Source organism: Lentibacillus halophilus, from assembly GCF_055395055.1.
Genome location: NZ_AP043750.1, coordinates 2829900 through 2853361 on the forward strand (window position 1 = coordinate 2829900; position 23462 = coordinate 2853361).

Consider the following 23462-nt stretch of genomic DNA (forward strand, 5'->3'; position numbering starts at 1 on the left):
CGCCTTTTTCCGCAAGAACGAGGGATAGCCTTATTCCAGATAAGCGCCCGTTTGCTTTAATAAGCAATATGCTTTAGCTATTCTGATCTTTTCGAAAGCGGAATCTGCCTTGTGTCATTCCATTTTATAATAACATATAATGACCTTCATAATTGTCCGTAAAATCAAATAAATTTTCATGTTTAAACAAAACAACCGTCCTGGACCGCTGGATGTGGCAAAGCGTCATAACCAGGTATGATGAGCATATATAGATAACAATAAAAAATGACCTTCAAATGAATAGTCACATTAAAGGTCGTTCATTGGAACGCTAGCCGCGAGTCATTTTTTTCAGCGGTTGGCATACATTTCACAAAAAAATATTGGATTTCCAAGCTTTTTTAACACGATCGTTTATCGTTTTGTTCAAGGAAAGCGCCTGATTGCGTAAGAATTATTTTTTTACTGAAATTTTTTCAGCTTCGGAATCAGTCTGAGCAGGATAAGTGTCCGAAACAGAAGAATTTTTCCTGAGCCAAACTTCCACTTCATCGCCTTTTTCAAATTTTCCTGCATCATCATAATCTACATACATAAGCTCAGTTAGTTTGTCACCTTGACTTGTATTATGTTGTTCTCGGAACTCTGAGACTGTCTTATTTTTAATTTCTTCAAACTTCTCTGATGAAATATCCTCCGCAACCAATATCCTGTCTTCATCTGTTTTAAGTACATAGCCTTCTACATCCGGCTTCGAATCCGTATCAGTGCCACATCCGAATAATGACAAACTGACTAACAAAGGAATAGCGAATATAAGAACTCGTTTCAATGATTCAACCTCCCTGTTTATCATATAAGACGTACAGAGGCTTTTATTCGTTTCAAGCCTATTCAACAAAATGGCTCGATCAAGCAGTAATGGGCGCATTTCTTTGTTCCTGATATGCGCCCTTTTCTTAAATAGTGTGGTAACTTCAATTTGTTTACTTATTTCTAAGTGACATCACAATCAAAACTATGCCCGCTATTCCCAACAAAACTGATATGATTAATGATAAGCTCCCGACTTCTCTTATAGCAGTACCAAATATACCATACCTTGAATCCCATCCCACGCTTCCGTTGAGTAAAACCTTGGAATAAACAGAAGCTGATATTAAGGTTGAACCATAAATGATTGCACTCGATAATAAAAGGATTAAACCAATATTTGTTTTTTTCATTTGATTATTCCCCCTAGCTTTCCAATAATCTTATTCCGCATAATGGTCCAATTCCTGCATACATTTGTTAGACAATCGCGCCCTATTCTTTAATAAAAGGACGACGCCTTTTATTAAGAAAGTACAATAATACTAATTGCATAATAAACCAGACCAACAATAGATACATTACCTTTTCTAATTCAACAAATAAGACAAAAACTGTATTAGGAATTGAGCAAAACACAGATATAATCATTATTTTCCTCGACTTCTTCTTTAAAGCAAAACCTGCAAATAAAATTGACAAACCTAACAAAACCCATAACCATAAGGCAACATACCAGTACAGAAACATTTTAATCCTCATCTCTAGTCCGTAACATTAATAATTGTTCTTCAACAAATTGGCCCAATTTTGGAATAATCATATCAAAGTTCTTAGGTTAACGCACAAATTTGTTAAATAACTTGTCTCTATAAATCTTGTATATCCATATACATAGCAAACCAATTATTATTGCGGAAGAAGGAACTATTATGTACATTCCCATCGCAATTAGTGATGCTATAAAACCAATAATTCCTGCTATCAATATAAACCAACCTAAAATTAAAATAAAACTGAAACTGAATTCAATTAGGCTTTTCAAACAATTCCCCCATAGAAAATTTCATTTCCTTCTTATTCAATTAAATGGCCCGATGATGGAATAAAGTTGTTAGACAATTGCGCCCCATTGCTTTAAAAAATTAAAAATCACCAATCTAATTTCAGCAGTTCTGCAACAATTTCATCACTACCAGGAAGAAACATAAACACTGAAATAAGAATAAATAAAACGCCAAAAATAAATAGCAATATAACGACTTTAACAGCCGCAGATACTTCCTTATTGATGAGACCAACAATAATAAAAATAATACCTATAAAAAGTAATAGAAAGTACCAAAATCCCATCCTACTAACACCTTTCTTAAAATTATGTGTTAGTAAAAATCTGGCCCGAATCAGGCACAGTATTTGTTCCACAACTGACCCCGATTGTTTAAGTTATAACTACTGATTCTTTTCTAACAAGGAAATAATTTTTTCGTTTTGCTCTATAATTTTATTAAGTTTTTCACCGTTATTTACTGTCTCATTTTTTCTTACTGATGAATTACGTGATGACCTGTTGATATACAAGAAAAGAGAAACAAAAAACAGTGCTATTAAACCAGTTACAATGATTATATAAATTGTCTCCATCATCTTAATTCACCGCCTTTATGCAACTAAATGGCCCAATAGTTTAACACTTTTGTTTCAGATAAGCGCCCTTTTCTGGATGAGTTTCTCTGGAAGTTCTTTAGGAATGTTAGTATAAGCAAGATTATTCACTAACAGTAAATGTATCGCCAATTACGATATCGTAAGACCCATGAGAAGACGAAGACAATTGCTTTATAACTCGATAATGACCATCAGGCATTTTCAATTCCGCCTTTTGCGTATGTTTTTTACCAGATTTTAGTTTAATTCCTATATCATTAAAAGCTTTGTTATATGTGTATTTTGTTTGATACCATTTATCATTTTTTTGTTTTTCCAAGACATAGCCTGTACCAAAATGTAATTTCTTCAATCCATTGTTATCCAACACTATTGTCATCTGACCATTTTTATAAGATGCTTCCACAGTCAAGTTTATTCCTTTGTCCTTTTCTATAACATGATGTTCAATTTGATTGTAATGACTAACTTTGTCTATTCGTTTAATATCATAATTACTGCAACCTAACAGCAAAATTCCCATGATGAAAATGACAATAGTAACGTATAAGGACTTTCTCACCACCGATACCCCCTTCACAGACCTTTAAATATTTGACGATGCATTTCCATTATAAGTTTCAGAAATTATTCAATTAACTGACCCTATTCTGGAATAGAGTTTTACTAGCATCATCGTTATGTCTCAAAAGGTACACTATTTAAATACCTTATTTATAGTCATCTTTGCATGTCACAAATATAACACAATTTCATTTGAAAACATGGTGATAAATCTGTATATGTTTTGAAAGGCTAAATCGTAATGTAAATTAACCTCATTTTTCCAATACTAAAAGACAAAACAATCCGGCTAATAAATCGTAGTGTTTTTTGTTTTCTTTTACCGTAAAATTGGGTATAATATAAGTAGGAAGTCATATAATAACAAATGACCGCCCACATCCAAGTATGGACGGTCATGAATAGACCGTACCCCATCAAGAGGGGCGGCGCACACTAAGGAATACTACGTAATCCCTCAATGGCCTGCTAAAACCACATGAGGGATTATTTATTTTGGTTGTTATTAGCCATAAACAAGTGATATGCAACTCAGTTGATACAGGATTCCAGAACTTCTTCAGGTACTTTATCCTTAATTGATGAAATTCCAATCCCTCTGGGAGATCAACTTCAAAAGGGTAACCCTTTTTATGCTTCGTTATCGGACACACCGCTACGCACTATGCATAAAATCTTTTTTGTGTATCAAAATATCGATATTAAAATGAATATTAAGCACAAAGCCTAAATTCTGTTCTTTTTCAATGTTATAGATACTTATTTATTCAATAACCACGCACGATCGCATTGAGAATATTTCTTTAGATTTTGATTAACAATAAACTCCAAAAGGAAAGGTGTGAGTTTATGAAAAAAGTCTTGATTATTCTATCTGTACTACTGTTCATATCTCCTTTTTCAGCAGTAGCAAATGAAAATAAAGCTGAAGATGAATTAACTAAGAATGGATTAAAAACAGCACTTTATCCATATATAGAAAAAGCTATTGCCGATTATAAAAAGCAAACACAGTATTACGCTCCACTAAGTATGAATTTCGGATTATACCAAGCTGACATTCTTAATGTCCAAAAGAAAAACAATGTCAATTCATTTCTTTTAAAAATACGACTCCATACCTTTGAACATGCACATAGTCCACCACATTTTGAAGTTACAACTACATTAGATGTAAGCCTGAATGATATAAAAATTGTGAATTTCAAAGTTGATGAGGATGAAAAAGCAAAAGCGATAAAAGAGTTTTACCAAAAAGCTCTCTCCGACATTAGACAATCTTTTGGTTTGAATTTGAAAAGTTACAAAGTGTACAATTCAACGGAGGTGCCGAAGGGTCTCAGAAATACCATAACAAACATTACTAAGAATATTTTAAACCCCAAAATAAATCCACCGTACAAAAATGTTATCGACCCTGTAACTTTTTTAAAGAATGATAAAGGTTATGTTCTCTTTAAAAAATCTGATGGCACTAATGTTGTCTATACCATACAAAAAGAAGATGATACATGGAAAATCATAAACAAGGAATCTAAACAGGGTGAAAAAATGCCCGAAGAACTTATCTGGTATATGTAACAAGCTGAGCTAATCTCTGCTCAGCTCCATATTGCCCTTCAACCTTCCCCTTCACTAATAATTTCTTCCCTTATTATACAATCTTGCTCTTATATACGATATTGGCGTTATTCCATTTTAAAATATACGTATGTGGGTTCACCCTTCTTGTTTATCACTGTGTTTATTTATAGCGTTCACTAGGAACTCCTCGGCTTTTTTCGGATTTCCCGTTTGATATACAATGCTGTCTGTATCAAAAAATATAAAATAAGGCGCTGAGTCAATCTCTAATTCCTGTCGCTCTTCTTTAATTTCCTTAAGTCTTTCATAATGAATTGATTGTACAGCTTTTCCCCAGTCTTGTTTTTGTAAAAAGTCAGGATTGCGGAATCCGCCGTCTTCAGCCTTTTTAACAATCAATAAACTATAAAAATCCTCATTATCAGAAATCAAATCAGCATATCCGTTCGGAATATTTGAATCATTCTTTTCATTGGAGCACGCTACAACCATAAACATAATCAAAAATAAAAAACTGATTGTTAATAATCGTTTCATTAAGCAATTCTCCCCTGTTCAAAAGGATAACAAACTTTCTTTTTATGTAACAAAATGGCCCGAATTTGAATTTGTACATCCTGTAATTGTTTTTCTATATTATCCTATTTCTCTTCTTTAATCAGCAGGTTAGCCAGACCGAAACCTAGAGTCGATACTCCACTCCACAAAATAAAAAGTGTGGAAGCAGCAAAAAAGTAAATAACCAAATAGATGATCCCTATAGTCATTAATGTGATGCTTGTTCTTTTAACAAGAATCCTATAACCTATATCCTTTTTACTTAACATGAATGCAGCAATAAACATAGCCACTGCTGAGTTAAGGAAAAACCCTATAGAAAAATTAGCTATAAAGATATAAGCCTGATAAACAATGTTTTCTCCAGTTCTCAGAAAATACAGCATGCACAAAGCTATCGGACCGATAACTATAAGTTCTAAAAACACACGCTTTCTACGTTCCTTATTCGCGAGCGAGTTTCTGTAAAACTTTCCTGGACTTATAATGTCTACTGTTTTATTTTTGTCAATCGCTAAAATGACCCCTTGGTGGATTAAGAGTACACCTAAGAATAGAAGTGCACCCCATACCCCGTTTATTGCTATAATTTCAGACAAAATCACAACCTCCCTCCCTCAATAAATTAATGTTTTCTTGGAATTCCTTCGTTTTTCTCCCGATTTCTTTTGATTTATTGAAGCTCACAATGGTCGTGTATCCTTTATATTACAATTAAGGATATATATGGAATCAGTAAGTTATGCCGAGTACGCTCTAACAGGGTAATTTCCATTAAATGGATAACTAATCTTATGATCGCACCTTGGATCTCCACGTTTTCATGGCGGTGGACCCTCCCATGTCTCTCGGCGTCTATGCGCGCAAATTCCTTCGTTCAACCTGACCATGGTGGATGCCGGAAATGCTCCTAAGGTGGGTCTATGCCCTAACGGATGGAATATCGACCGGCTAATCCGTGCTTCAATTGTTAAAAGATGGTTCAGAACGATAGCTGTGTGCCTTCTTAAGCAACGTCCTGTAACGTCGACATCATGGGGATGTCACGAATCATGCGTTCTTCTTGGAACGTACACTTTCGTGTCCCTAATACATAAAAGATTTTGATGAGTTTTCGGCTTAACGCGATAAATGATTGTTTTCCTGTTAACGGATTATCGGATCGATAACGATAATAACGGTATAGTTGCTTGAATCCTTCATTGTGCAGGGATAATGGGCGTGCCACTAGATAGAGTAAGCTTCGCAATCGTTTGCGTCCTCGTTTAGTTATGGTTGTTTGGCCTTTGAACATCCCTGATTGATTCATCTTTAGATTGAGTCCCGCTAATTTAATGATTTGGCGTGGATCCCGATAATTCGATAAATCACCAACTTCGGCGAAGAAACCGGCGACTGTTATGGCACTGACACCTTTAATGGCTATCATCTGATCAGCTCCAGGGATGTGACGAACAAGGTCTTCCAGTTGTGCTTCAAGAGCTATAAGACGTGCTTCAAGAGCTTTATACTGATCAATCAAATAACGCATTTCCTGACGTGCCATTTGTAATCCCACTGTGAGGCCAATGCTGCCTTCAGCCGCCTGTTTCAAATCCTGAATGCGTTTGATGCCCACACCGCGTTTGGCGGCCTTCTTGACTTCAAGAAGCAAATCTTCTTCCGAAGCTTTACGGATATCTTCCGGTAAATAGCCTCGTTCCAATAGATGGAGGGCAGCCTTTCCAGTCCAGTCTTTAAAGACATCGAGAAACTCTGGAAAGTATCGGTCTAACGCATTATGCATTTGGGCTTTGACCGAGGACATATCCTCTTGGATCATGTCATAGAGTTTCATGCCTTCACGCAATTCAGCGTACACATCCTCCGGTAAGGTCGGTTCATGATAACGGCCATCACGTATGATCTGAGCAATAACTTTGGCATCTTTGGTGTCATTTTTCGTTGGTGAATCGTCATCCATTTCCTTGGACCGTTTAACCTTCATCGGATTGACGACAACCACTTGAATACCCCGGTCTTTCAAGTAATAGGCTAGATTCAGCCAGTAGTGACCGGTTGGTTCCATTCCAATGATAATGTTGGGGCGCTTGTGGTCACTGGACAAGTTATCAGCCCATTCAATAAGGTTTGAAAAACCCTGCTGCGAATTGGTAAATACCAACCGTTTAACGAGGTCTCGGCCCCGATCATCTATCGCTCGAGCCACATGTTTGCGTTTGGCTATATCAATCCCGATAATTAATGTTTGGTCATTGATTTGCGCTAAGCGATGATTTTGTGTAGAATCCATGGTAGAAGTCCTCCTTCGGTACTAAATTCGAGGTCATTGCAATGACACTCTCCATCGTACCAAGGGGGACTTTTTTATGCATTTGGCGTTTTCGTCGATTTCACATCAAATTTTTTCATTACAGGAATGCTCCTAACTGAAATTTTAATTAGCAAAATAACAAACTATGTTACTTTGATCGCTATTTTGTTAAGCTCAATTGGAATGATACCTTACCAACGTTTTATAAAAAGTGGTATTGCTATTCAACAACTTAGCCCTTTTCCGCAGGGAATGGGCGCTGATCTTTATTCCAGATAGGCGCCCGGTTTTGTAATAAGCTTTATTTTTTTATTGCTTTAACGTTTTTTATAATTATTTAGTTCTCTTTTTAATTTTTCGTTTTCGTGTTTAAGTTTTTTATTGGGTTGGGTGCCTTTTCGGATTACAAAAATAATTAATGTGATTACAACAGTTATTATTGCCAAGATCATTATAATACCTATTGGATTAAAAGAACTCACCATCTATTTTCAACTCCTTTTTCTATAATAATTTCACAATCTGGCTCGATTCGGACGCAGCATCCATTTATTAAACAATGCGCCCGTTAACCACTTCAACTACTCAATGCTGTTCTTTTTACAGTCATTACAATTCCAATAATTAATTCAATAATGGCTACTCCTAATACATACAGTCCGATTGATGGAAGCGACAATATTCCTAATACAATGTGGAGTGCTGCTGCAATATATAAGCCCATTGGTTTTTTAAAAAATACACTGAAAATCGCATAAAGTAATACAGCCACCATAAGTCCGACAGCGGCATAAGAAACCCAGTTAGTAAAGATCATTTTACCCCCCCTTTTTCCTCAACATAATAGCCCGATAAAGCAGTAATGGGCGCATTTCTTAGGTGGACCCCAGTGTCAAGACACATATTTTATAAAAATAAGGTGAAAGTTGGTTCATGCTTGTCGTCCTTTTCCATCTTAGAAAACGGGGTCTTTCCTATGTCAGGTTCCGTCAAGGGGCGCTTTTACCCTTGACGGGTTCTGACATGGGAAAGATAATGGCCCAAAGATGGAAAGGATCAACTCTTAGTGACAATAGACGGATTCAGGCGTTTTATAGTTTAATGACTGATGAGGGCGCTCATGGTTATAGGTTTTCATATACTCTCGTATATTGTTTCTTGCATCCCTCGGTGTGGCATAGTCTTTCAGATAGACCTCTTCATATTTGAGGTTGCGCCAAAATCGTTCGATACGGATATTGTCCAGGGCACGCCCCTTAGAATCCATACTGATTTGTATAGATGGGTGCTCCTTCAGTAGATTGATATAGCTGGAACTGGTGAAATGACTGCCCTGATCGCTATTAAATATATCCGGTGTTCCGATTGCGAATGCACGCTGAACAGCTTCCAGGACAAAGTCCATTTCCAGTGTCTGATCCAACTCCCAGCTGATAATACACCGGGAGAACCAGTCGATGATGGCCGTTAAGTACATCCAGCTGCTCTGCAGGCGGATATAAGTAATATCAATGCTCCAAACCTGATTGGGGTAGGTAATTGAACGACCTCTCAACAAGTAGGGATAAATCCGGTGCTGCAGATTGCGCTTGCTCAGGTTGGGGCCCGGATGGACTGCCTGAATGCCCATTTCGTGCATGTGGCGCTGAACCCTTTTGCGGTTAATATTTGTCCCTTCGCTCTTCAGCATTTGCGTGATCTTGCGTGAGCCAAAATAGGGATATTTCGTGTAGATTCTTATCAATCCGGTTTTTTAAGTTCACCTCCTCCTGTGATGGCTGAACGGGCTTGTAGTAAAGACTGGAGCGATTGATGCCCAGCAACTTGGCCTGATCGGAAATTGAGAGTTCTGAATCAGCCCAATCGACCATTTCCATACGTTCCTGCCTAGTCGTCGTAGATGCCAGATTTTTTTTTGAGCCACGACAGCTGCGTGGTTAATTTCCCGACTTCGGAATACAGATTGTCTAATTGTTTTTCATAATCGGCTTTCATCTTTTCCTTGTCCTTATTTTGTTTCTCAAAAACCTGTGGCATCTCCTGCAGAAAATGTGTTTTCCATTTATGCAGCTGATTCACGTGAACCTCGTTCTCTGATGCGATCTGGCTCATGGATTTTTCTTCCTTCAAGATTTCCAACACGATTTGTGATTTAAATTCAGGTGTATAGCTTTTACGTTTCATAAAAGTACCTTAACATCTCCCTTTTTCGTGTCTAAAATCTTGGGTCCATTATATTTCTTTATTCTGGATAGACGCCCGATAATTGAACAAGCTTGTCAGCCAAAAATATCAAACTGCTTCTTTTCTGTGTTTGTTTTTTTCATTTCCAAATACCGACTCAAAAATAGTTAGTATCAATGAACTGACCAATTTTGCTCCAGGTGAAAGATTAATACCGCTCATAAACACATCTACTATAAAAATAACGACCCAGTTTGTCACAAAACCAAAAAGAAATTGGATAACAAATGCTGTTATCTTACCTCGTATTTTTTCAACAGTTAACTCAGCCATAGAACCTAAAACCAGATCAACTGGTAATCCCAGAATAAAGATACTTATTACAAAAATGATTAATGACCAGATTGATTGATACTGAACACCAATTAATTCAAAAATTCCTGCTATACCAAAAAAGTAAATCGCTATGAAAATGCCCATTATAAATATAACGAATAGTGTCATTCCGATTATATTCTTTATATTTTCTTTCATATATTGATTAATCTCCCTACTTCCGAGATCTGGCTCAAACCTTGTTCGATAGCTACGTCCGTTCATATTACTTTAATTACTGTTCTTTTTATTAACAAAATCGAAAAGGGTGTGGAACGTCATTGCTAAACCGAACGCAAAGAATATAGCAATAATCACGTTAAATAATATGCTCCAAATATTATAGCTAGGCAAATAAGAAAACAGTAAAAACATAGGGATTATAAATATTAGATCAAGTATCTCCATTTTATCAAAAATACCTTTTAAATTATCATCCAACTGAACCCCCCATTTCATCGAGATTTATTATGTCGCGAAAGCCTTTATTCCAGATAGGCGCCCGATGATTGAAGGAACATTGATAAAACAAAGCCACCTTTGCCTTATTTACTGTTCAAATTGATGTATGTACATAATTTACTTCGTATTCATCTCCGAGTTCGAATTTTAATTTTTGATACAAACTCATTCCTTTTTCATCATGAGATTTAACTAATACTGCCGTATCACGCTTTATTTTTTCGCCATAATCAGTCTGTTCTAGAATTTTTCCATACTCGATGACCCAATTCATTAACTCAGATTTCAATTCATCAGTAAGAGGAAAATCATCAATATCAAGGTTACAGCCACACTTTGAACACCACAGAGGATCAGCGCCATAGTCAGCTTCCATCTTATACGTATCGTGCGAACATTCACCTTTCATCATTACCACTCCTTATATTCCGCAATATGGCACAATCAAGCGGTAATGGGCGCATTTCTTTATTCCTGATATGCGCCCTATTGCTTTAAACGATATACTACTTATTGTTTTTTAAATCATTAACATCTTCTTCTAATTTATCTAGTTTTTGTTGAAATTTTGTCCCCGGTTTAATGATTGCCTTAATTGCATAAATAACAAGTGCAAGAACAAGTGCAATGACAATTATCGAGATTATTGTTCCGATTAAACTGAAACTACTAACACTCATTGTGATCCCCCTTTCATTTCATTATAAGGTTTCATAATATATAACGTTTTGGAACCCTTAAATGTTTCAAATTTATTCCCCAAATTGGCCCGATGTTGGAATAAAGTTGTTAGACAATCGCGTCCATTTATTTAACTTCTAAAACGAATGCATAAGAGGCATCACCGTGAGAGACATTGTCTTTTTCTTTATCCATCCACCATACGCTATAGTTATAATAATAAATCCCTTTTTCCTTAGGAGCTGTAAACTGATTACCTTTTAATTCTACATTAGTTTTTTTATCATTGATTATCTGTGAAAGATGGACTTCGTTAGGCTTTGGAGTGTATTCCATTCCAAAAGTTATGCTTTCACCAGCTTGAACTTGTATAGGCTCCCGGTCTTTTAATAGCTCAACCAGGCCCACTTTATCAACACACCCGGTTTTCCAGCAGTATGAACCCAGTTTAGTATCATACTTTTTGTTATTCATCTTTATATACGCACTGGGAGGACTATCTCCTGATAAGCCCCCATTTTCATCTGTATTATTCGAAAATGTGCCATTACAATCTGAAATCTTTTCACCTTTAGCTTGGGCAGGATATGAATCATTGACACCGCCATCAAGCCAAGCTTTTATCTTATTTCCTTTTTCAAATTTACCTGCGTCATCATAATCTATAAACATAAGCTCAAGTTTATCTTGCTGACTTGTATGTTCTCGGAATTCCGAGACTGTCTTATCTTTTATTTCTTCAAATTTCTCTGATGAAATATCCTCCGCAACCAGTACCCTGTCTTTATCTGTTTTAAGTACATAGCCTTCTACATCCGGATTTGAATCCATATCAGTGCCACATCCGAATAATGACAGACTGAGTAACAAAGGAATAGCGAATATAAGAACTCGTTTCAATGATTTAACCTCCCTGTTAGCCAAACATCGAATCCTTAATGTTTTGATTGTCTTCATCCGTTAGGTGTTGTTGGTGCGGTAACACCCAATAAATGAAGATGCCATTATTTTAACTCGTTGTATCTGTTTAAAAATACCTAAAAATGAGGTATAATATAATTAGATAATCATATACTAAAAAGACCGAATGGTGCGCAAACACCAATCGGCCGAGTGTAATAGCCCTTTAAGGGGGCGACTCACAAAGTTAGGCTTAATAACCACCTACTTGCTTGTCAGGCTCGCAGGGTGGTTATTTTTTTGTGCTTGACAATATCGACACGACTAATGATGCAAATGTGATCATCAGCAAAAGTGTTTGAAATACTGTCATTAGGCATCACCCCCTTTCCAGGGGAGTGAGCCACCACCCATGAAAGCCTTATTACACCTTTCACCATTGTAACAAAAATAACTATTTTATAGGGAGTGATCTTTCTTTTTTTATTCCTATTAAAATAGAAAAAGACCCTAGAATCACATCCTAGAATCTTTCCACTTAATATGAGTGTGGATTCTCAACAAAATCAATACCCGCTAACTGGTAACGATAAAAAGGATTATGGGTATCCCAACCTTCTTGCATCTTTGTACGAGGTAATAATTTATTTTCATCTTTTGTGACAGTACACGTATAATTCAGTTCTCGCTTTATTTACCAAATCTTTCAGGAATAAATTTTTTGGTACCATATGTTCAAATACCAGATCCTTTTTTTCTTTCATTTTCATTTTTCGCAAAGCTTTTGGTGTTATGAAATCCGTTATACTATATTTATCACTAAATAAACCATTCCGTCGATAATAACTCTCCGTTAAAAAATATAGATCATCTCCTAAACCTTTAGAACTTAAGTGGTACCGACGTAAATGGTCGTCATTTATCTCAAGTTTTAAATATATAATTTGATTTAAATGTTGACTCAAAAATTCAATAAAATTTGTTCTTGAAACCCTGATTTCTTCAACTGTTGAAGTATTATTAGAACTATAATTTTGTGCTTCTTCAAAACTATAAATTTCCCCATTTGTATGTGAATAGCTTTTATTCTGATGAATTCCCTTATTTACAATCGACCAAGGAAATACTGTATTGTCAATGTTTGTTTAAGCTAATATCTGGTAATGGCCAAAATTACCCTTCCTTTGATTTCCATTTTGTGTAAAGCACATTAATAGCGTTCCCAATCGTTAAAATTATTGCTGCGGTTAAAAGACCAAGCACTAGATATATATTATAATCAAATATTAAGAACAAAATAATCGCCACGACAAATGCTCCCCAACCTCCAATAGCAAAACGCCACGGATGTTCTTTATTATTAAATAACATAATAATTTACCCCTTACTTGTTCTGCATAATGGCCCGATCAAGCAGTAATGAGCGCATTTCTTTATTCCTGATATGCGCCCGATTGTTTCACAGCATACTTTTATACGCCTAATGTACGCAGAAGTAATGCGCCATACCCTGTTTCCCATAAATAAAGAATGACAATCATAAAAGCAAAACAAAGCCATCTCCAAATATTACTTTTTCGTAAGAATTGAATAGGATATAAAATGCCCCAAAGGACGAAAGGAGTCACTATCACAATCCAGGCCCTTAAATGCATCGCTCCTTCTCCAAAACCAAAAGCCCACAACACCATTAAATTAATTATTTATTCTGCTTATCGTTAGGACGAGACAACTTATCTAGCTTATTCGCTATTATTCCGGTACAGACTACAATAACAGCTGCTAAAAAAATAAGTGAGTATGAGATTGCTGCATAATATGATAATTCAATTTTCCCTTTTGAACCGGAAAAAAACCAAACAATAATATAACCAATAATAAACGTTACAATTCCGAGAAATATATTTTTTAATATCGCATTCAAAATAAACACTTTCCCTTTCCTTAGATTTTTCTTCTATATTTTACTTTTTTATTCAACAAAATGGCCCTTTAATGGCATAATTCTTATTCTAGAATCGCGCCCGATTGAGTAAGAATTTTAGTTTTGTACGCTTCATTTTTTCTTTTTTTGAAACTGTGGATCACCATAAATGACCCCATTAAAAAGGAAAAGGCAAAAAGAAAAAGCATAGGTGAAATACCTATTTCAAAGAAGGAAACAACGGACATACAAAACATTACAAAGGTGAAGAAAATTGATGCTTGAAGTTCTCTTTTTTCTTTTGGCTTTGTTGTCCCACTACTCTTATCTTTAACTATTAGATATATTCCAGCAATAATTCCTATACAGCATAACCCAATCCAAAGTCCATATGTTAAACTCACCTGAACATCATACCTTCCTCCGTTTCATAAAGATTGATAATCGTTATTTTACAATCTGGACCTTATGTTCGATATTGGCGCGGTTTTATTAGATAGGCGCCCGATTGACGAATACATGCCTTCGTTTAAAGCAAAAAATTTTTTCTTTACTTATATTCCATAAAGCTTATTAATTTAATAATAATGAGTTTCAAAAGTATCTGTTACTTTTATGAGTGTTTATTCATATAGTGACCTTCAACTTGATAACAAGTATTTCAAATTTCAATAATTAACTCAATACTTTTTTCTATAAAAATGCACTTAACTTATTGGCATAAACGCTTGATTAGTTAGCGCTTTGTTTTTACAAATGCTTATTTTTATTCCAGTTCACACCCGTGTACATGTAGAAAACAAATAGAAAGGCGATACCTAACATTCAGGTAACGCCTTACAAAAGTATATCCTGGTCATTAAGAGGCTGGAGAACACCCTACTTTGTTAGTGGAATTTCTATATCCTCACCTACTTCAAGAATGTATTTTTGTCTATCCTTGACTGGAGCAAAGGTCATCACAAATTGATTATCCGCACCCTCAACTTCACCCTTGCTGTAAATAGGATCCACTTTTTCGCCAGATGATTTTAGATATACTCCGGATTTCTCAACATCTGCCCTATAACCGTATTCTTTACTGTTTTCCCTTGGATTCAGGAATTGCTTTTCCAACTTACTCATCATTCTGACTTTCGTACCATTTTCTGTCCAGGCTTTTATGTCAGAGCCGGTAACGACCACTCTTGTTTCCATTTCTGAAAACTCGACATGCTTAATTTTATATGTTTCATCTTTAAAGGTGAATTCTTTATTGATTGTTACGGATTCCCTTTCCGAGATAGCGGATTGTTTAAGTTTAAATTCAACTGGCCATGTTGTTTGGGCCTCTCCTCCATCTCCGTCACGCCAAATAGTTAAGTCCTCAACCTCCAAACTAATCTGCTGTCCTTCATGATTTTTTATTGAATCAAATGATAAAGCTTCAGCAACCTTGTTTTTTTCACTGTTGTAATATCTGCTTCCCCATCCCACGTTATCCAATCTCTTTTGTTCATTTCCAACAATCAGGTTGATAGAGCTTACACCCTCAAAGAGGTCAATATAATAATTCTGCAAATCGGTCTTGTCACTCTGATAGGTCAGCAGGAGTTTAGTCTCTTTACCATCGGTCAATACTCTGTCAAAATGCACTGTAATGTCATGTTTTTTATCGTAATATGTTTGATCCAGAATCTGCCCCTCCCCTGATTTAAGTGCCATTCTTACACCTGTGTCATCAATATGCTGGCTTGAAAAAATTTGGTCATATATCTGTTGAACAGTTGCTAAAGCGGGAGTAAAGGATAATGCTGAACCAATCATCAGGAAAACTGTCGCAACTAATATTAGTCTTTTGTAAAATCTTGGTCTGCCAGCTGCTTGCTTCGACCTTCTGGTTTCTGTTTTAGCTTTTTTCACCCCTGATTTGGCTCTATCGTGCAATTCGTCTGGAATGTCGATTTTTTCTAACTCGCGTTTGACCTTATTACTCATACATATCAGCCCTCCTTACCTGTTTGCGAAGTTTTGCCAACGATCGATAATAAGTCGATTTTATTGTACCCAATGGATGCTCCTCGATTTCCGAAATCTCTTTGAGCGTATAACCATGGTAAAATCTCCAAAGAATAATGCTTTTTTCCCCTTCATTTAAGTTTTCAAGCAAATCATGTAAGGACAAAGCCAATGGGAGGTCCTTATCATCGGTGTCAGTTAAATCCGTGTGTTCGGGATTTAAGTAAATGACTTTCTTCTGCCTTCTCAGCATATCGGTTGCACAGTTTATGGCTATCTTTATCAACCATGTTTTAAAGTGATCCGCATTTTTTAGTGTGCCTATTTTCTTAAACGACCGATAAGCCGTTTCCTGAACAACATCGAGGGCATCATCCTTATTTTTCACATACAAATACGCCACTCGATAAATGTACTCCTCGTACGCTTGGAACAATTTTAAAAAAGCCTTTTCGTTACCTTTCTGAGCCTTGTGAACTAAATCAATAATTGTCACTCACCTTCATTTCCTTGAATATATTCCTATCCATTAGACGGACGTTATCATTATTTGGCTTCACTTTTTTTGCCCAGTTGAACATACCGGAATAAAAAAAGCAGGAGACAACCCCTGCTTCCTTAAATATATGAACGAGAAACAACTCTATAACGTGAATTTACTTAACCTCAACTTATCACATGTTTCAGTGTTTTGGATAAGGTTTCCTTGAATAATCAAGTCCTTTATAGTAACTTCATTGTTCTGATGCTGTTGCCTTTTCCCAGGATCCACTCTTGTTTTGGGTACTCATAAACATCAGACAACCACTTTTCTACTACTTTGCTTTCCTCATGATAGAGCGTGTTCTCATCAGCCTGACAACATCTTTTATAACAAGAACATTTAAGTCATAAAAAAATAGTTCCTGTTATCCAAATGGACAGGAACTATACGTGACTCTTTCATATGTATTGTGATTTTTATCTGATTAACGTACCCGGCGCACATGTCCAGCAAAGTGCGACTTCCAGTATGTATTGTTCATGCTGGCCACACTGACCCCGTCACTTGATTGAGCACCCAGGAATTTATCATTGCCGAGATAAATGCCTACATGGCCATTCGTTTTGTATGTATTAAAGAAAACAAGATCGCCAGGCTGTGCATCGCTGTATGAGATACGTTCACCCGTATTCTGCAATGCTGCAGTACTTGACGGAATGGAGATATCTGCTTGTGCAAATGCCCATGATATAAATCCGGAACAGTCAAAACCATCAGGACCTTTTCCTCCAAATACATACGGCGTTCCTACTTGTGTATATCCGGCATCAATAACAGCGGATAAATCGTCATTTTCATCTTCCGTTTTCGACAGATTGGACTGGACCGATAACCGTTCGTTTTTAACATCATGCGACGTTTCCGCACCGACTGGAGCCGTGACAAACAAACTCCCCGCCAGGACCATGCCTGTTGTGAAACCAATAATTCGCTTCAACAGTTACTCCCCCATTCTACTTGAAATTTTGAAATGAAATCTATGTACCTATTGCCCATCGTTCGAATAATCTATGTTTGAAAAAAGGTATTAATAGATTTATGATAATTGGATTATAACATTTAAATATGACATACATATAATAGGAATATTACAATTGTATTTCAAATGACTGTTTTTTATTTTACAGGCTTTTCTTGTTACAAATGGTTGCAAATGAACGAATAAATTGGAAAAATAGATGGTAGAAATTATTGCGGAGTGAAACAGATGAAACGGAAAAAACATATGAAGTTGATGGGCGGCCGCATCATTAAAACCGGTGTAGCCATTTTTATTACAGCGTGGATTTGTATTCTGTTGGACTGGCCGCCTGTTTTTGCAGTCATAACAGCCATTGTTACATTGGAACCGACTGTATCAGACTCCATCAAGAAAGGGTTTGTGCGTTTTCCAGCATCGGCCATCGGATCAGCGTATGCTGTGCTATTTATATCATTATTCGGCAATTCGCCATTGACCTACACGCTGTCTGCTGTATTTACCATTACAACGTGCGTGCGGTTTAAACTGCATTCAGGTGTGCTTGTTGCAACACTGACGTCGGTTGCTATGGTGGAAGTCATACACAGCAGTTTCCTTATGTCATTTTTTATCCGGCTTGGAACGACAACAACAGGTCTGGTTGTCTCAACAGTCGTTAATTTGTTTATGTTGCCACCGGACTATACAGAAGAAATTAGCAAACGCCTGCGTACAATTGCGTACAAAACAGGGGTTTCCTTTGAACAATTGATTAATGACATACTGGATGGGGAAAAACGCATCACTGTTATCGAGGAGGAAATGGCCGACCAAGTCGATGAATTCATTCATCAAACGGAAGAGCTCATCCGGTATCAAAAAGAGGAGACCAAATATCATCCACTTACCGGAAATGAATGGAAGCAATTTCAAGCGGAACAGTATCAACTCAAGCGTCTGCAAGTCATTCATTATCACATCGGCAATTTGATTCATACGTCATTCAACAATCTGGAATTGACCGACGACGACAAGGTGATTATCCGGAATACCGCAACAAAATTGGCCGCATCCCTTAAAGATCCTCATTTATATAATCAAGAGGACCATAGGGAACGGCTTGAGCAATTGACCGGACTATTTTGGGATCATAGTGAGGAGATCGCTATCAATAAAAAACAGTATCGAACCAGCTTTCGTCCAAGGATTATTATGCTGTATGAGCTTGTCTCCATCTATAACCTTGTCGAACGATATTATCAAAAACAGTAAATGGTCCATTCGGGATGAATCATTTTTTTCGTGAATGGACCATCCCGGATGATCAGCTGTCCGCCAACATTTCATCGGCGATTAACCGGTATGATTCTTTTCTGGCTTCATAACTGTGGGTAATGGTCACAATCATCCATTCATCTGTGTTATATAACGTCTGCATTTGGGTGAGCGCTTGCTTGACGTCTTGAGGGTTGCCGATGATCATTTGATTGGCTGTTTCGCGAATCATGGCCAAGTCCTCGTCGGTATATTTGTAACGTTTTGCTGCTTCAACAGAAGGTACCTTGCCATCCCCCTCCCCTTTTGCCTGCTGAATTCGCCATAACTGATTGCTTAAAGCGAGTTCTCTCGCCTTTTCGGTCGTTTCAGCACAGACAACCGATACCGCTGCGAGTTTACGTGGCGGGGTATATTGATCGTTTGCCGTGACGGTATCCATATAGGTCTGCATAACCCGTGGGCCATCCTGATCGCTCATGAATTGCCCGAATGCATACGGAATACCCTGTTCAGCGGCTGCCTGCGCACTCTTTTCACTTGTTCCCAACAACCACATATCGGGTGGGATGGCTGGCACAGGGGACGGTTTGATTTTTGCGTTATGTTGATCCTTTGGAAAACCACCATGTAAAAACATACGCAATTCATCAATGGTTTCCGGCATATGACGGACATTTTTCAAAAAATTGCCGGACAGCGCGATGGATGCTTCCGCAGATCCTCCCGGCGCACGGCCGATTCCCAAGTCAATGCGCCCTGGATACAAGGTTGCCAGCATGTTATACGTTTCCGCAACACGGAACGGTTTATAATGCGGCAGTAACACGGCACCCGCACCTATCCGTATTCGTTCGGTTTGCGACCCGATGATTCCCAGAAAGACATCCGGATTCGGACATGCCAACCCATCCATGTCATGATGTTCAGCTATCCAATAGCGATGATACCCTAACGCATCAGCTTCTCTGGCCAGATCCACCGATGCATGCAGTGCTTCACGTGCCGATGCGCCCGTTGAAATTGGGGATTGATCCAATATGCTTAGTTTCATATTACACCCTTCTTTCTCATGATAATACCGATGATGTGTCCATTTGGGTTGAAAACAATAGCGTGGACGTTTATGGTGGATACATACTTTAACGAAACGTCAATCAGCGGGCGGTTTTATCACTCACCGATGATTCGTTGAAGGAATCAGAAATACGGGCGGTTTATCCCCTCTGAATGTGGTGTGACCCATGTTCAGAGATGAGGATGACAGCTCGTCAGATAAGGATGTTTTGCGTATGTCTATTCGCGAACCTATAAATGGACTGACCCATTTATTCGGGGCCATATTGTCTGTTTTCGGATTACTTGCATTGGTTATGAAAGCCTCAGTCACGTCCCAGTCCGGACTGGCAGTGGCGGCCGTAGTCGTATTCGGTGCAAGTTTGATTCTCTTGTACAGCGCCTCTGCGACATACCATATGGTTGTTGCACGCGACCATATTATCGCTTTTTTACGTCGCGTTGACCATTCCATGATTTTTGTCCTGATTGCCGGCACGTATACCCCGTTGTGCCTGATCAGTTTAAGCGGCACGGTGGGATGGATTTTATTTGCCGTTATAAGTGGACTAGCGTTCATGGGGGTTACCTTTAAGCTTGTCTGGTTCCACGCACCCAGGTGGCTGTCAACCGCATTGTATGTAGGAATGGGCTGGGTCGCTATTTTTTACATCCCGGCGCTTGCACCAATCATTGGCACTAACGGGTTGCTGATGCTCATTCTCGGCGGGGTATTTTACACGATCGGTGCGTTAATATATTGGCAGAAACCACAATTTCTCTCATTTAAACACATGGGATTTCACGAGATTTTTCACATATTCATTTTAGTCGGCAGTCTATGTCACTTTATTTGCGTGTATGGTTACGTCCTTTAAAATGATGTGACGAGCATTGAACCAACCCTCTGCACATACCTACAGAAGGTTGGTTCACACTATATCTGCTCCATTCTAGTATTCATGCGATCCACTGGCCATAGCAACGACTCCTTCAAATCATTTAAATCAGTATATCACAAATAACGTAAGCCTCCCAAAAGCTTAATTCACACTTTCTGCCAGATTCGCTTCCATTCGTTTGATTTCTTCCTCGCTTAGACCAAACGCATCTGCTATCCACTGATCGATCTGTTTATTTAACCGGGCTTCCTCTTCATTCCATTCATCCGTATTTTTATCACGTTGAACGTGCAGCATCTGTTCCACGAATTGGGAAATACGTTTTTGCTTTTGTTCGGAAACATCCGGTACAGGGAACATTTTCAGATCCTTCACCTTCAATTGCGGAAATGTTTTTCGCTGAAATTTGTCAAATTTATTCATAAACCAAAACGTCATCACAGTGGAATTAATCACACCCAATAAAAACAAGGGATCCATACGGCAGTCGATGATGTTATTGGCATTGCGATCATTTAATAGCGCTTTTTCCGTGTAGACAGCATGAATCGCATACATTGCTTGAGAGGGGATCTGTCTGACTAAAATTCTTGGTTTCGTGAATAGCTCTTTTTGCCGTTTGGCAGCCAGATTAGCACCGTATTGAAGCCACTTCCCTCCCCAATTCAGATGATACCGGCAAACATCACGCCCATCGAGGTATCGCCAGTAGGTGTCATCAACTTGATAATCACTGTGATAGACTCGATTTTCTTTCATTTCTTTTGTCTGAACCGGAATGCCTTCACCAACCTCATAAGCCACCAATCCTGACTTGACAGTCGCAACGGAGCCCAGATCCAAACTGGTGTTTTCAATTTTTTTCATCAATTCCACAGCTTGTTTGTTTTTCATGAGTGATATATTTATAATACTTTGCTCATCCGTTAATTCATCCGGCTCCACGTCGGCAACAATTGTGACATGACCGTCAGTAAACTCCCCAAGCTTGACAGTTGTCGGTGTACGTTTTTGAAAAATAATAAAACATGTATCAACACCGGCCTGTTCAAACATCCGGTCGTATATATTAATGATTTTTAAATGACCCGTCTGCTCCAGCAGAAAACGACGCATTTTCTTACATGAATCAATCGTCAAACACGTATTAGGAACAATAAACGCAAACCACCCGCCTTCTTTTAACAAATGATACGACCGTTCTATAAATAATAAATAGGTATTCATTTGATAGTCCACTAAATCATAATGGCTGTTAAAGTAGGCTTTTTCATCATCACTGAACCCGTTATCTCTGGTAAAGACATACGGAGGATTGCCGATAATGATATCAAATCCGCCCGCATTCATGACGTCCGGAAATGCCTGATGCCAGTCGAATGCCTCATCCGAGACATCCGGTTGATCGATAATTGAATTTCCCGTTTGCAAATGAGCATCAAGTGACGTTAATTCATCATATGTAGTCGCTGTTTTTAACCATAGCGACCATTTAGCTATCTCAATGCTCTCATCATTCCGGTCAACACCGAACAAATTATGATTTACGATATATCGGCTGATATCGGTTATATTTACTTGTCCGTCTTGTGTTTCCTGGCGTTTTTTATGGATTGTTTCCCATTCTGACACGACACTGTCCAGCGCCATGTTCAAAAAAGCACCACTGCCCGCAGCCGGGTCCAATATGGTAACAGATTGCAATTGTTTCTGAAGTTGATCGTAAAGGTGTGATCGGGATACCGCTTGCAATTCCCGTTTTCTATCATCCATCCATCGCTGTAATGTTTCGTCCAGCAATCGCTTGGTAACATCGGGGGATGTGTAGAATATCCCCTCTTTCTTTCGTCTCCCCTGCCCCGGGGCCTCTGTCATATCCGATTTTATTTTTTCCAGATCGTTCATCGATTGTTCAAATACATAGCCGAGTATATTGACGCTAACGTCTGTGGAAAAGTCGTATCTCGTTATGTTTTCAACCAGGCAGAACATATGGTCTTGAATAATGATTTGGTCCAGTACCGGATCGACTTGAAATAACTCACCATTCAATCGATTGAAGTTGTCTTGATTCATCGAAAAAAACAGTTCTTTCAGTCGACACCATATTCCGGTACCGCTGTCGTCCGACGACTGTTTGGCCGCTTGCACAAGATGACGCAATCGATTGTTTGACAGCAAATGGTTATCTTCACAAAAACAAACAACGAGCAATCGGTTGAGAAGCTTTTGTATGGTTTCAAACATCACCGGCGCACCGTACGCCGTCGTTTGATTCTGTACGTGTGCGACCAATGTTTGCCATACGTATCGATAGTCTGCGTAAAACTTTTTGGCAACAGCTTGTTCCTGCTCTCTATCGCTACGGTTGATCCTCGTCATTCGCCCGTCTGTTGAATACTGCATCCTTTCCCCACTTTCAGCCTGGTCATTGTATACATCATAGCATAACGCGTTGAACACGTGGCAAATGACACCCATTGATCCAATGAGTAAAAATTTTGACAAATATATTGACACGCATAACGTTATATGTTTTGATTGAATCAAATACAATAATAAAACAACGACACTAGGGGAGCATTTCGCTGCTGAGAAAGGTAAGACTTGACCCTTTGAACCTGATCCAGTTCATACTGGCGTAGGGAAGTGGAGATGATTGTATGATTCGCCACACTATCCAATGGCGATAGTTACCGAGTACATAAGAAACTGCT

The 23462-nt window shown here is 38.0% G+C and carries 25 protein-coding genes, 1 pseudogene and 1 riboswitch; of the genes and pseudogenes, 3 read left to right on the forward strand and 23 right to left on the reverse strand.

Annotated elements, in window-relative coordinates:
• Positions 1 to 436: 436 nt before the first annotated feature.
• From ACZ5Q7_RS13950 to ACZ5Q7_RS13970, 5 genes are all read right to left on the reverse strand, one after another.
• Positions 437 to 814, reverse strand: coding sequence for a DUF3221 domain-containing protein (locus ACZ5Q7_RS13950; protein ID WP_343750792.1), 378 nt, complete (start codon positions 812 to 814; stop codon positions 437 to 439).
• Between the two features lie 154 nt (positions 815 to 968).
• The gene (locus tag ACZ5Q7_RS13955; RefSeq protein WP_343750794.1) at positions 969 to 1208 is read right to left on the reverse strand and encodes a phosphatase; all 240 of its coding nucleotides are present in this window, start codon (positions 1206 to 1208) and stop codon (positions 969 to 971) included.
• Positions 1209 to 1947: 739 nt separating this feature from the next.
• Positions 1948 to 2148, reverse strand: coding sequence for a hypothetical protein (locus tag ACZ5Q7_RS13960; protein ID WP_343750795.1), 201 nt, complete (start codon positions 2146 to 2148; stop codon positions 1948 to 1950).
• 99 nt (positions 2149 to 2247) lie between these two features.
• Entirely contained in the window at positions 2248 to 2442 is a 195-nt protein-coding gene (locus ACZ5Q7_RS13965) for a DUF4083 family protein (protein ID WP_425542329.1), read from the reverse strand.
• Positions 2443 to 2563: 121 nt separating this feature from the next.
• Entirely contained in the window at positions 2564 to 3025 is a 462-nt protein-coding gene (locus ACZ5Q7_RS13970; protein WP_343750797.1) for an immunoglobulin-like domain-containing protein, read from the reverse strand.
• Between the two features lie 851 nt (positions 3026 to 3876).
• On the opposite strand from ACZ5Q7_RS13970, the gene ACZ5Q7_RS13975 reads away from it, so the two are divergent.
• Complete coding sequence (locus ACZ5Q7_RS13975; RefSeq protein WP_343750798.1) at positions 3877 to 4608, forward strand: DUF3888 domain-containing protein; 732 nt, start codon at positions 3877 to 3879, stop codon at positions 4606 to 4608.
• A gap of 138 nt (positions 4609 to 4746) precedes the next feature.
• Here ACZ5Q7_RS13975 and ACZ5Q7_RS13980 read toward each other — a convergent pair whose 3' ends face one another.
• From ACZ5Q7_RS13980 to ACZ5Q7_RS14055, 16 genes and pseudogenes are all read right to left on the reverse strand, one after another.
• Entirely contained in the window at positions 4747 to 5148 is a 402-nt protein-coding gene (locus tag ACZ5Q7_RS13980) for a hypothetical protein (protein WP_343750799.1), read from the reverse strand.
• Positions 5149 to 5252: 104 nt separating this feature from the next.
• The gene (locus ACZ5Q7_RS13985; protein WP_343750800.1) at positions 5253 to 5768 is read right to left on the reverse strand and encodes a hypothetical protein; all 516 of its coding nucleotides are present in this window, start codon (positions 5766 to 5768) and stop codon (positions 5253 to 5255) included.
• Positions 5769 to 6175: 407 nt separating this feature from the next.
• A complete protein-coding gene (locus tag ACZ5Q7_RS13990; protein ID WP_464432921.1) occupies positions 6176 to 7462 on the reverse strand; it encodes an IS110 family RNA-guided transposase in 1287 nt (428 codons plus the stop codon).
• Positions 7463 to 8060: 598 nt separating this feature from the next.
• Positions 8061 to 8300: a hypothetical protein gene (locus tag ACZ5Q7_RS13995; protein WP_343752564.1), complete on the reverse strand. Its 240-nt coding sequence runs from the start codon at positions 8298 to 8300 to the stop codon at positions 8061 to 8063.
• Positions 8301 to 8546: 246 nt separating this feature from the next.
• Positions 8547 to 9667 (reverse strand): annotated as a pseudogene (locus ACZ5Q7_RS14000) (IS3 family transposase).
• 108 nt (positions 9668 to 9775) lie between these two features.
• Complete coding sequence (locus tag ACZ5Q7_RS14005; protein ID WP_343752578.1) at positions 9776 to 10201, reverse strand: YrvL family regulatory protein; 426 nt, start codon at positions 10199 to 10201, stop codon at positions 9776 to 9778.
• Between the two features lie 72 nt (positions 10202 to 10273).
• A complete protein-coding gene (locus tag ACZ5Q7_RS14010) occupies positions 10274 to 10501 on the reverse strand; it encodes a DUF6007 family protein (protein ID WP_343752579.1) in 228 nt (75 codons plus the stop codon).
• Between the two features lie 97 nt (positions 10502 to 10598).
• Positions 10599 to 10916, reverse strand: a complete 318-nt coding sequence (locus ACZ5Q7_RS14015; protein ID WP_464432923.1) for a hypothetical protein — start codon at positions 10914 to 10916, stop codon at positions 10599 to 10601.
• Between the two features lie 94 nt (positions 10917 to 11010).
• Positions 11011 to 11184, reverse strand: a complete 174-nt coding sequence (locus ACZ5Q7_RS14020; RefSeq protein ID WP_343752581.1) for a hypothetical protein — start codon at positions 11182 to 11184, stop codon at positions 11011 to 11013.
• A 127-nt stretch (positions 11185 to 11311) separates the two neighbouring features.
• The gene (locus ACZ5Q7_RS14025; RefSeq protein WP_343752582.1) at positions 11312 to 12085 is read right to left on the reverse strand and encodes a DUF3221 domain-containing protein; all 774 of its coding nucleotides are present in this window, start codon (positions 12083 to 12085) and stop codon (positions 11312 to 11314) included.
• Positions 12086 to 12377: 292 nt separating this feature from the next.
• Entirely contained in the window at positions 12378 to 12458 is an 81-nt protein-coding gene (locus tag ACZ5Q7_RS14030; protein ID WP_425542372.1) for a putative holin-like toxin, read from the reverse strand.
• 800 nt (positions 12459 to 13258) lie between these two features.
• On the reverse strand, positions 13259 to 13456 hold the full coding sequence (locus ACZ5Q7_RS14035; RefSeq protein WP_343752583.1) for a hypothetical protein: 198 nt from the start codon (positions 13454 to 13456) through the stop codon (positions 13259 to 13261).
• 636 nt (positions 13457 to 14092) lie between these two features.
• Positions 14093 to 14413, reverse strand: coding sequence for a hypothetical protein (locus ACZ5Q7_RS14040; protein WP_343752584.1), 321 nt, complete (start codon positions 14411 to 14413; stop codon positions 14093 to 14095).
• A 475-nt stretch (positions 14414 to 14888) separates the two neighbouring features.
• A complete protein-coding gene (locus tag ACZ5Q7_RS14045; protein WP_343752585.1) occupies positions 14889 to 15986 on the reverse strand; it encodes a DUF4179 domain-containing protein in 1098 nt (365 codons plus the stop codon).
• Entirely contained in the window at positions 15979 to 16410 is a 432-nt protein-coding gene (locus ACZ5Q7_RS14050; RefSeq protein WP_464432924.1) for a sigma-70 family RNA polymerase sigma factor, read from the reverse strand. Before ACZ5Q7_RS14050 ends, ACZ5Q7_RS14045 begins: the two co-directional genes overlap by 8 nt.
• Positions 16411 to 16975: 565 nt before the next feature.
• Positions 16976 to 17488 carry a C40 family peptidase gene (locus ACZ5Q7_RS14055; protein WP_425542371.1) on the reverse strand — a complete coding sequence of 171 codons (513 nt, stop codon included), beginning with the start codon at positions 17486 to 17488 and terminating at the stop codon, positions 16976 to 16978.
• 270 nt (positions 17489 to 17758) lie between these two features.
• Between ACZ5Q7_RS14055 and ACZ5Q7_RS14060 the strand changes: the two genes are divergently transcribed.
• Positions 17759 to 18784 (forward strand): aromatic acid exporter family protein, encoded by a 1026-nt coding sequence (locus tag ACZ5Q7_RS14060; protein ID WP_343752587.1) that lies wholly within the window; start codon positions 17759 to 17761, stop codon positions 18782 to 18784.
• Positions 18785 to 18836: 52 nt separating this feature from the next.
• Here ACZ5Q7_RS14060 and ACZ5Q7_RS14065 read toward each other — a convergent pair whose 3' ends face one another.
• Entirely contained in the window at positions 18837 to 19841 is a 1005-nt protein-coding gene (locus ACZ5Q7_RS14065) for an LLM class flavin-dependent oxidoreductase (RefSeq protein ID WP_343752588.1), read from the reverse strand.
• Positions 19842 to 20073: 232 nt separating this feature from the next.
• Here ACZ5Q7_RS14065 and trhA point away from each other — a divergent pair, with 232 nt between their 5' ends.
• Positions 20074 to 20721, forward strand: coding sequence for a PAQR family membrane homeostasis protein TrhA (gene trhA / locus ACZ5Q7_RS14070; protein ID WP_343752599.1), 648 nt, complete (start codon positions 20074 to 20076; stop codon positions 20719 to 20721).
• A 165-nt stretch (positions 20722 to 20886) separates the two neighbouring features.
• Here the strand turns inward: trhA and ACZ5Q7_RS14075 are convergent, their stop codons facing one another.
• Positions 20887 to 23151: an Eco57I restriction-modification methylase domain-containing protein gene (locus ACZ5Q7_RS14075; protein ID WP_343752589.1), complete on the reverse strand. Its 2265-nt coding sequence runs from the start codon at positions 23149 to 23151 to the stop codon at positions 20887 to 20889.
• Positions 23152 to 23309: 158 nt separating this feature from the next.
• Positions 23310 to 23410, forward strand: a riboswitch (TPP riboswitch).
• Positions 23411 to 23462: the final 52 nt, after the last annotated feature.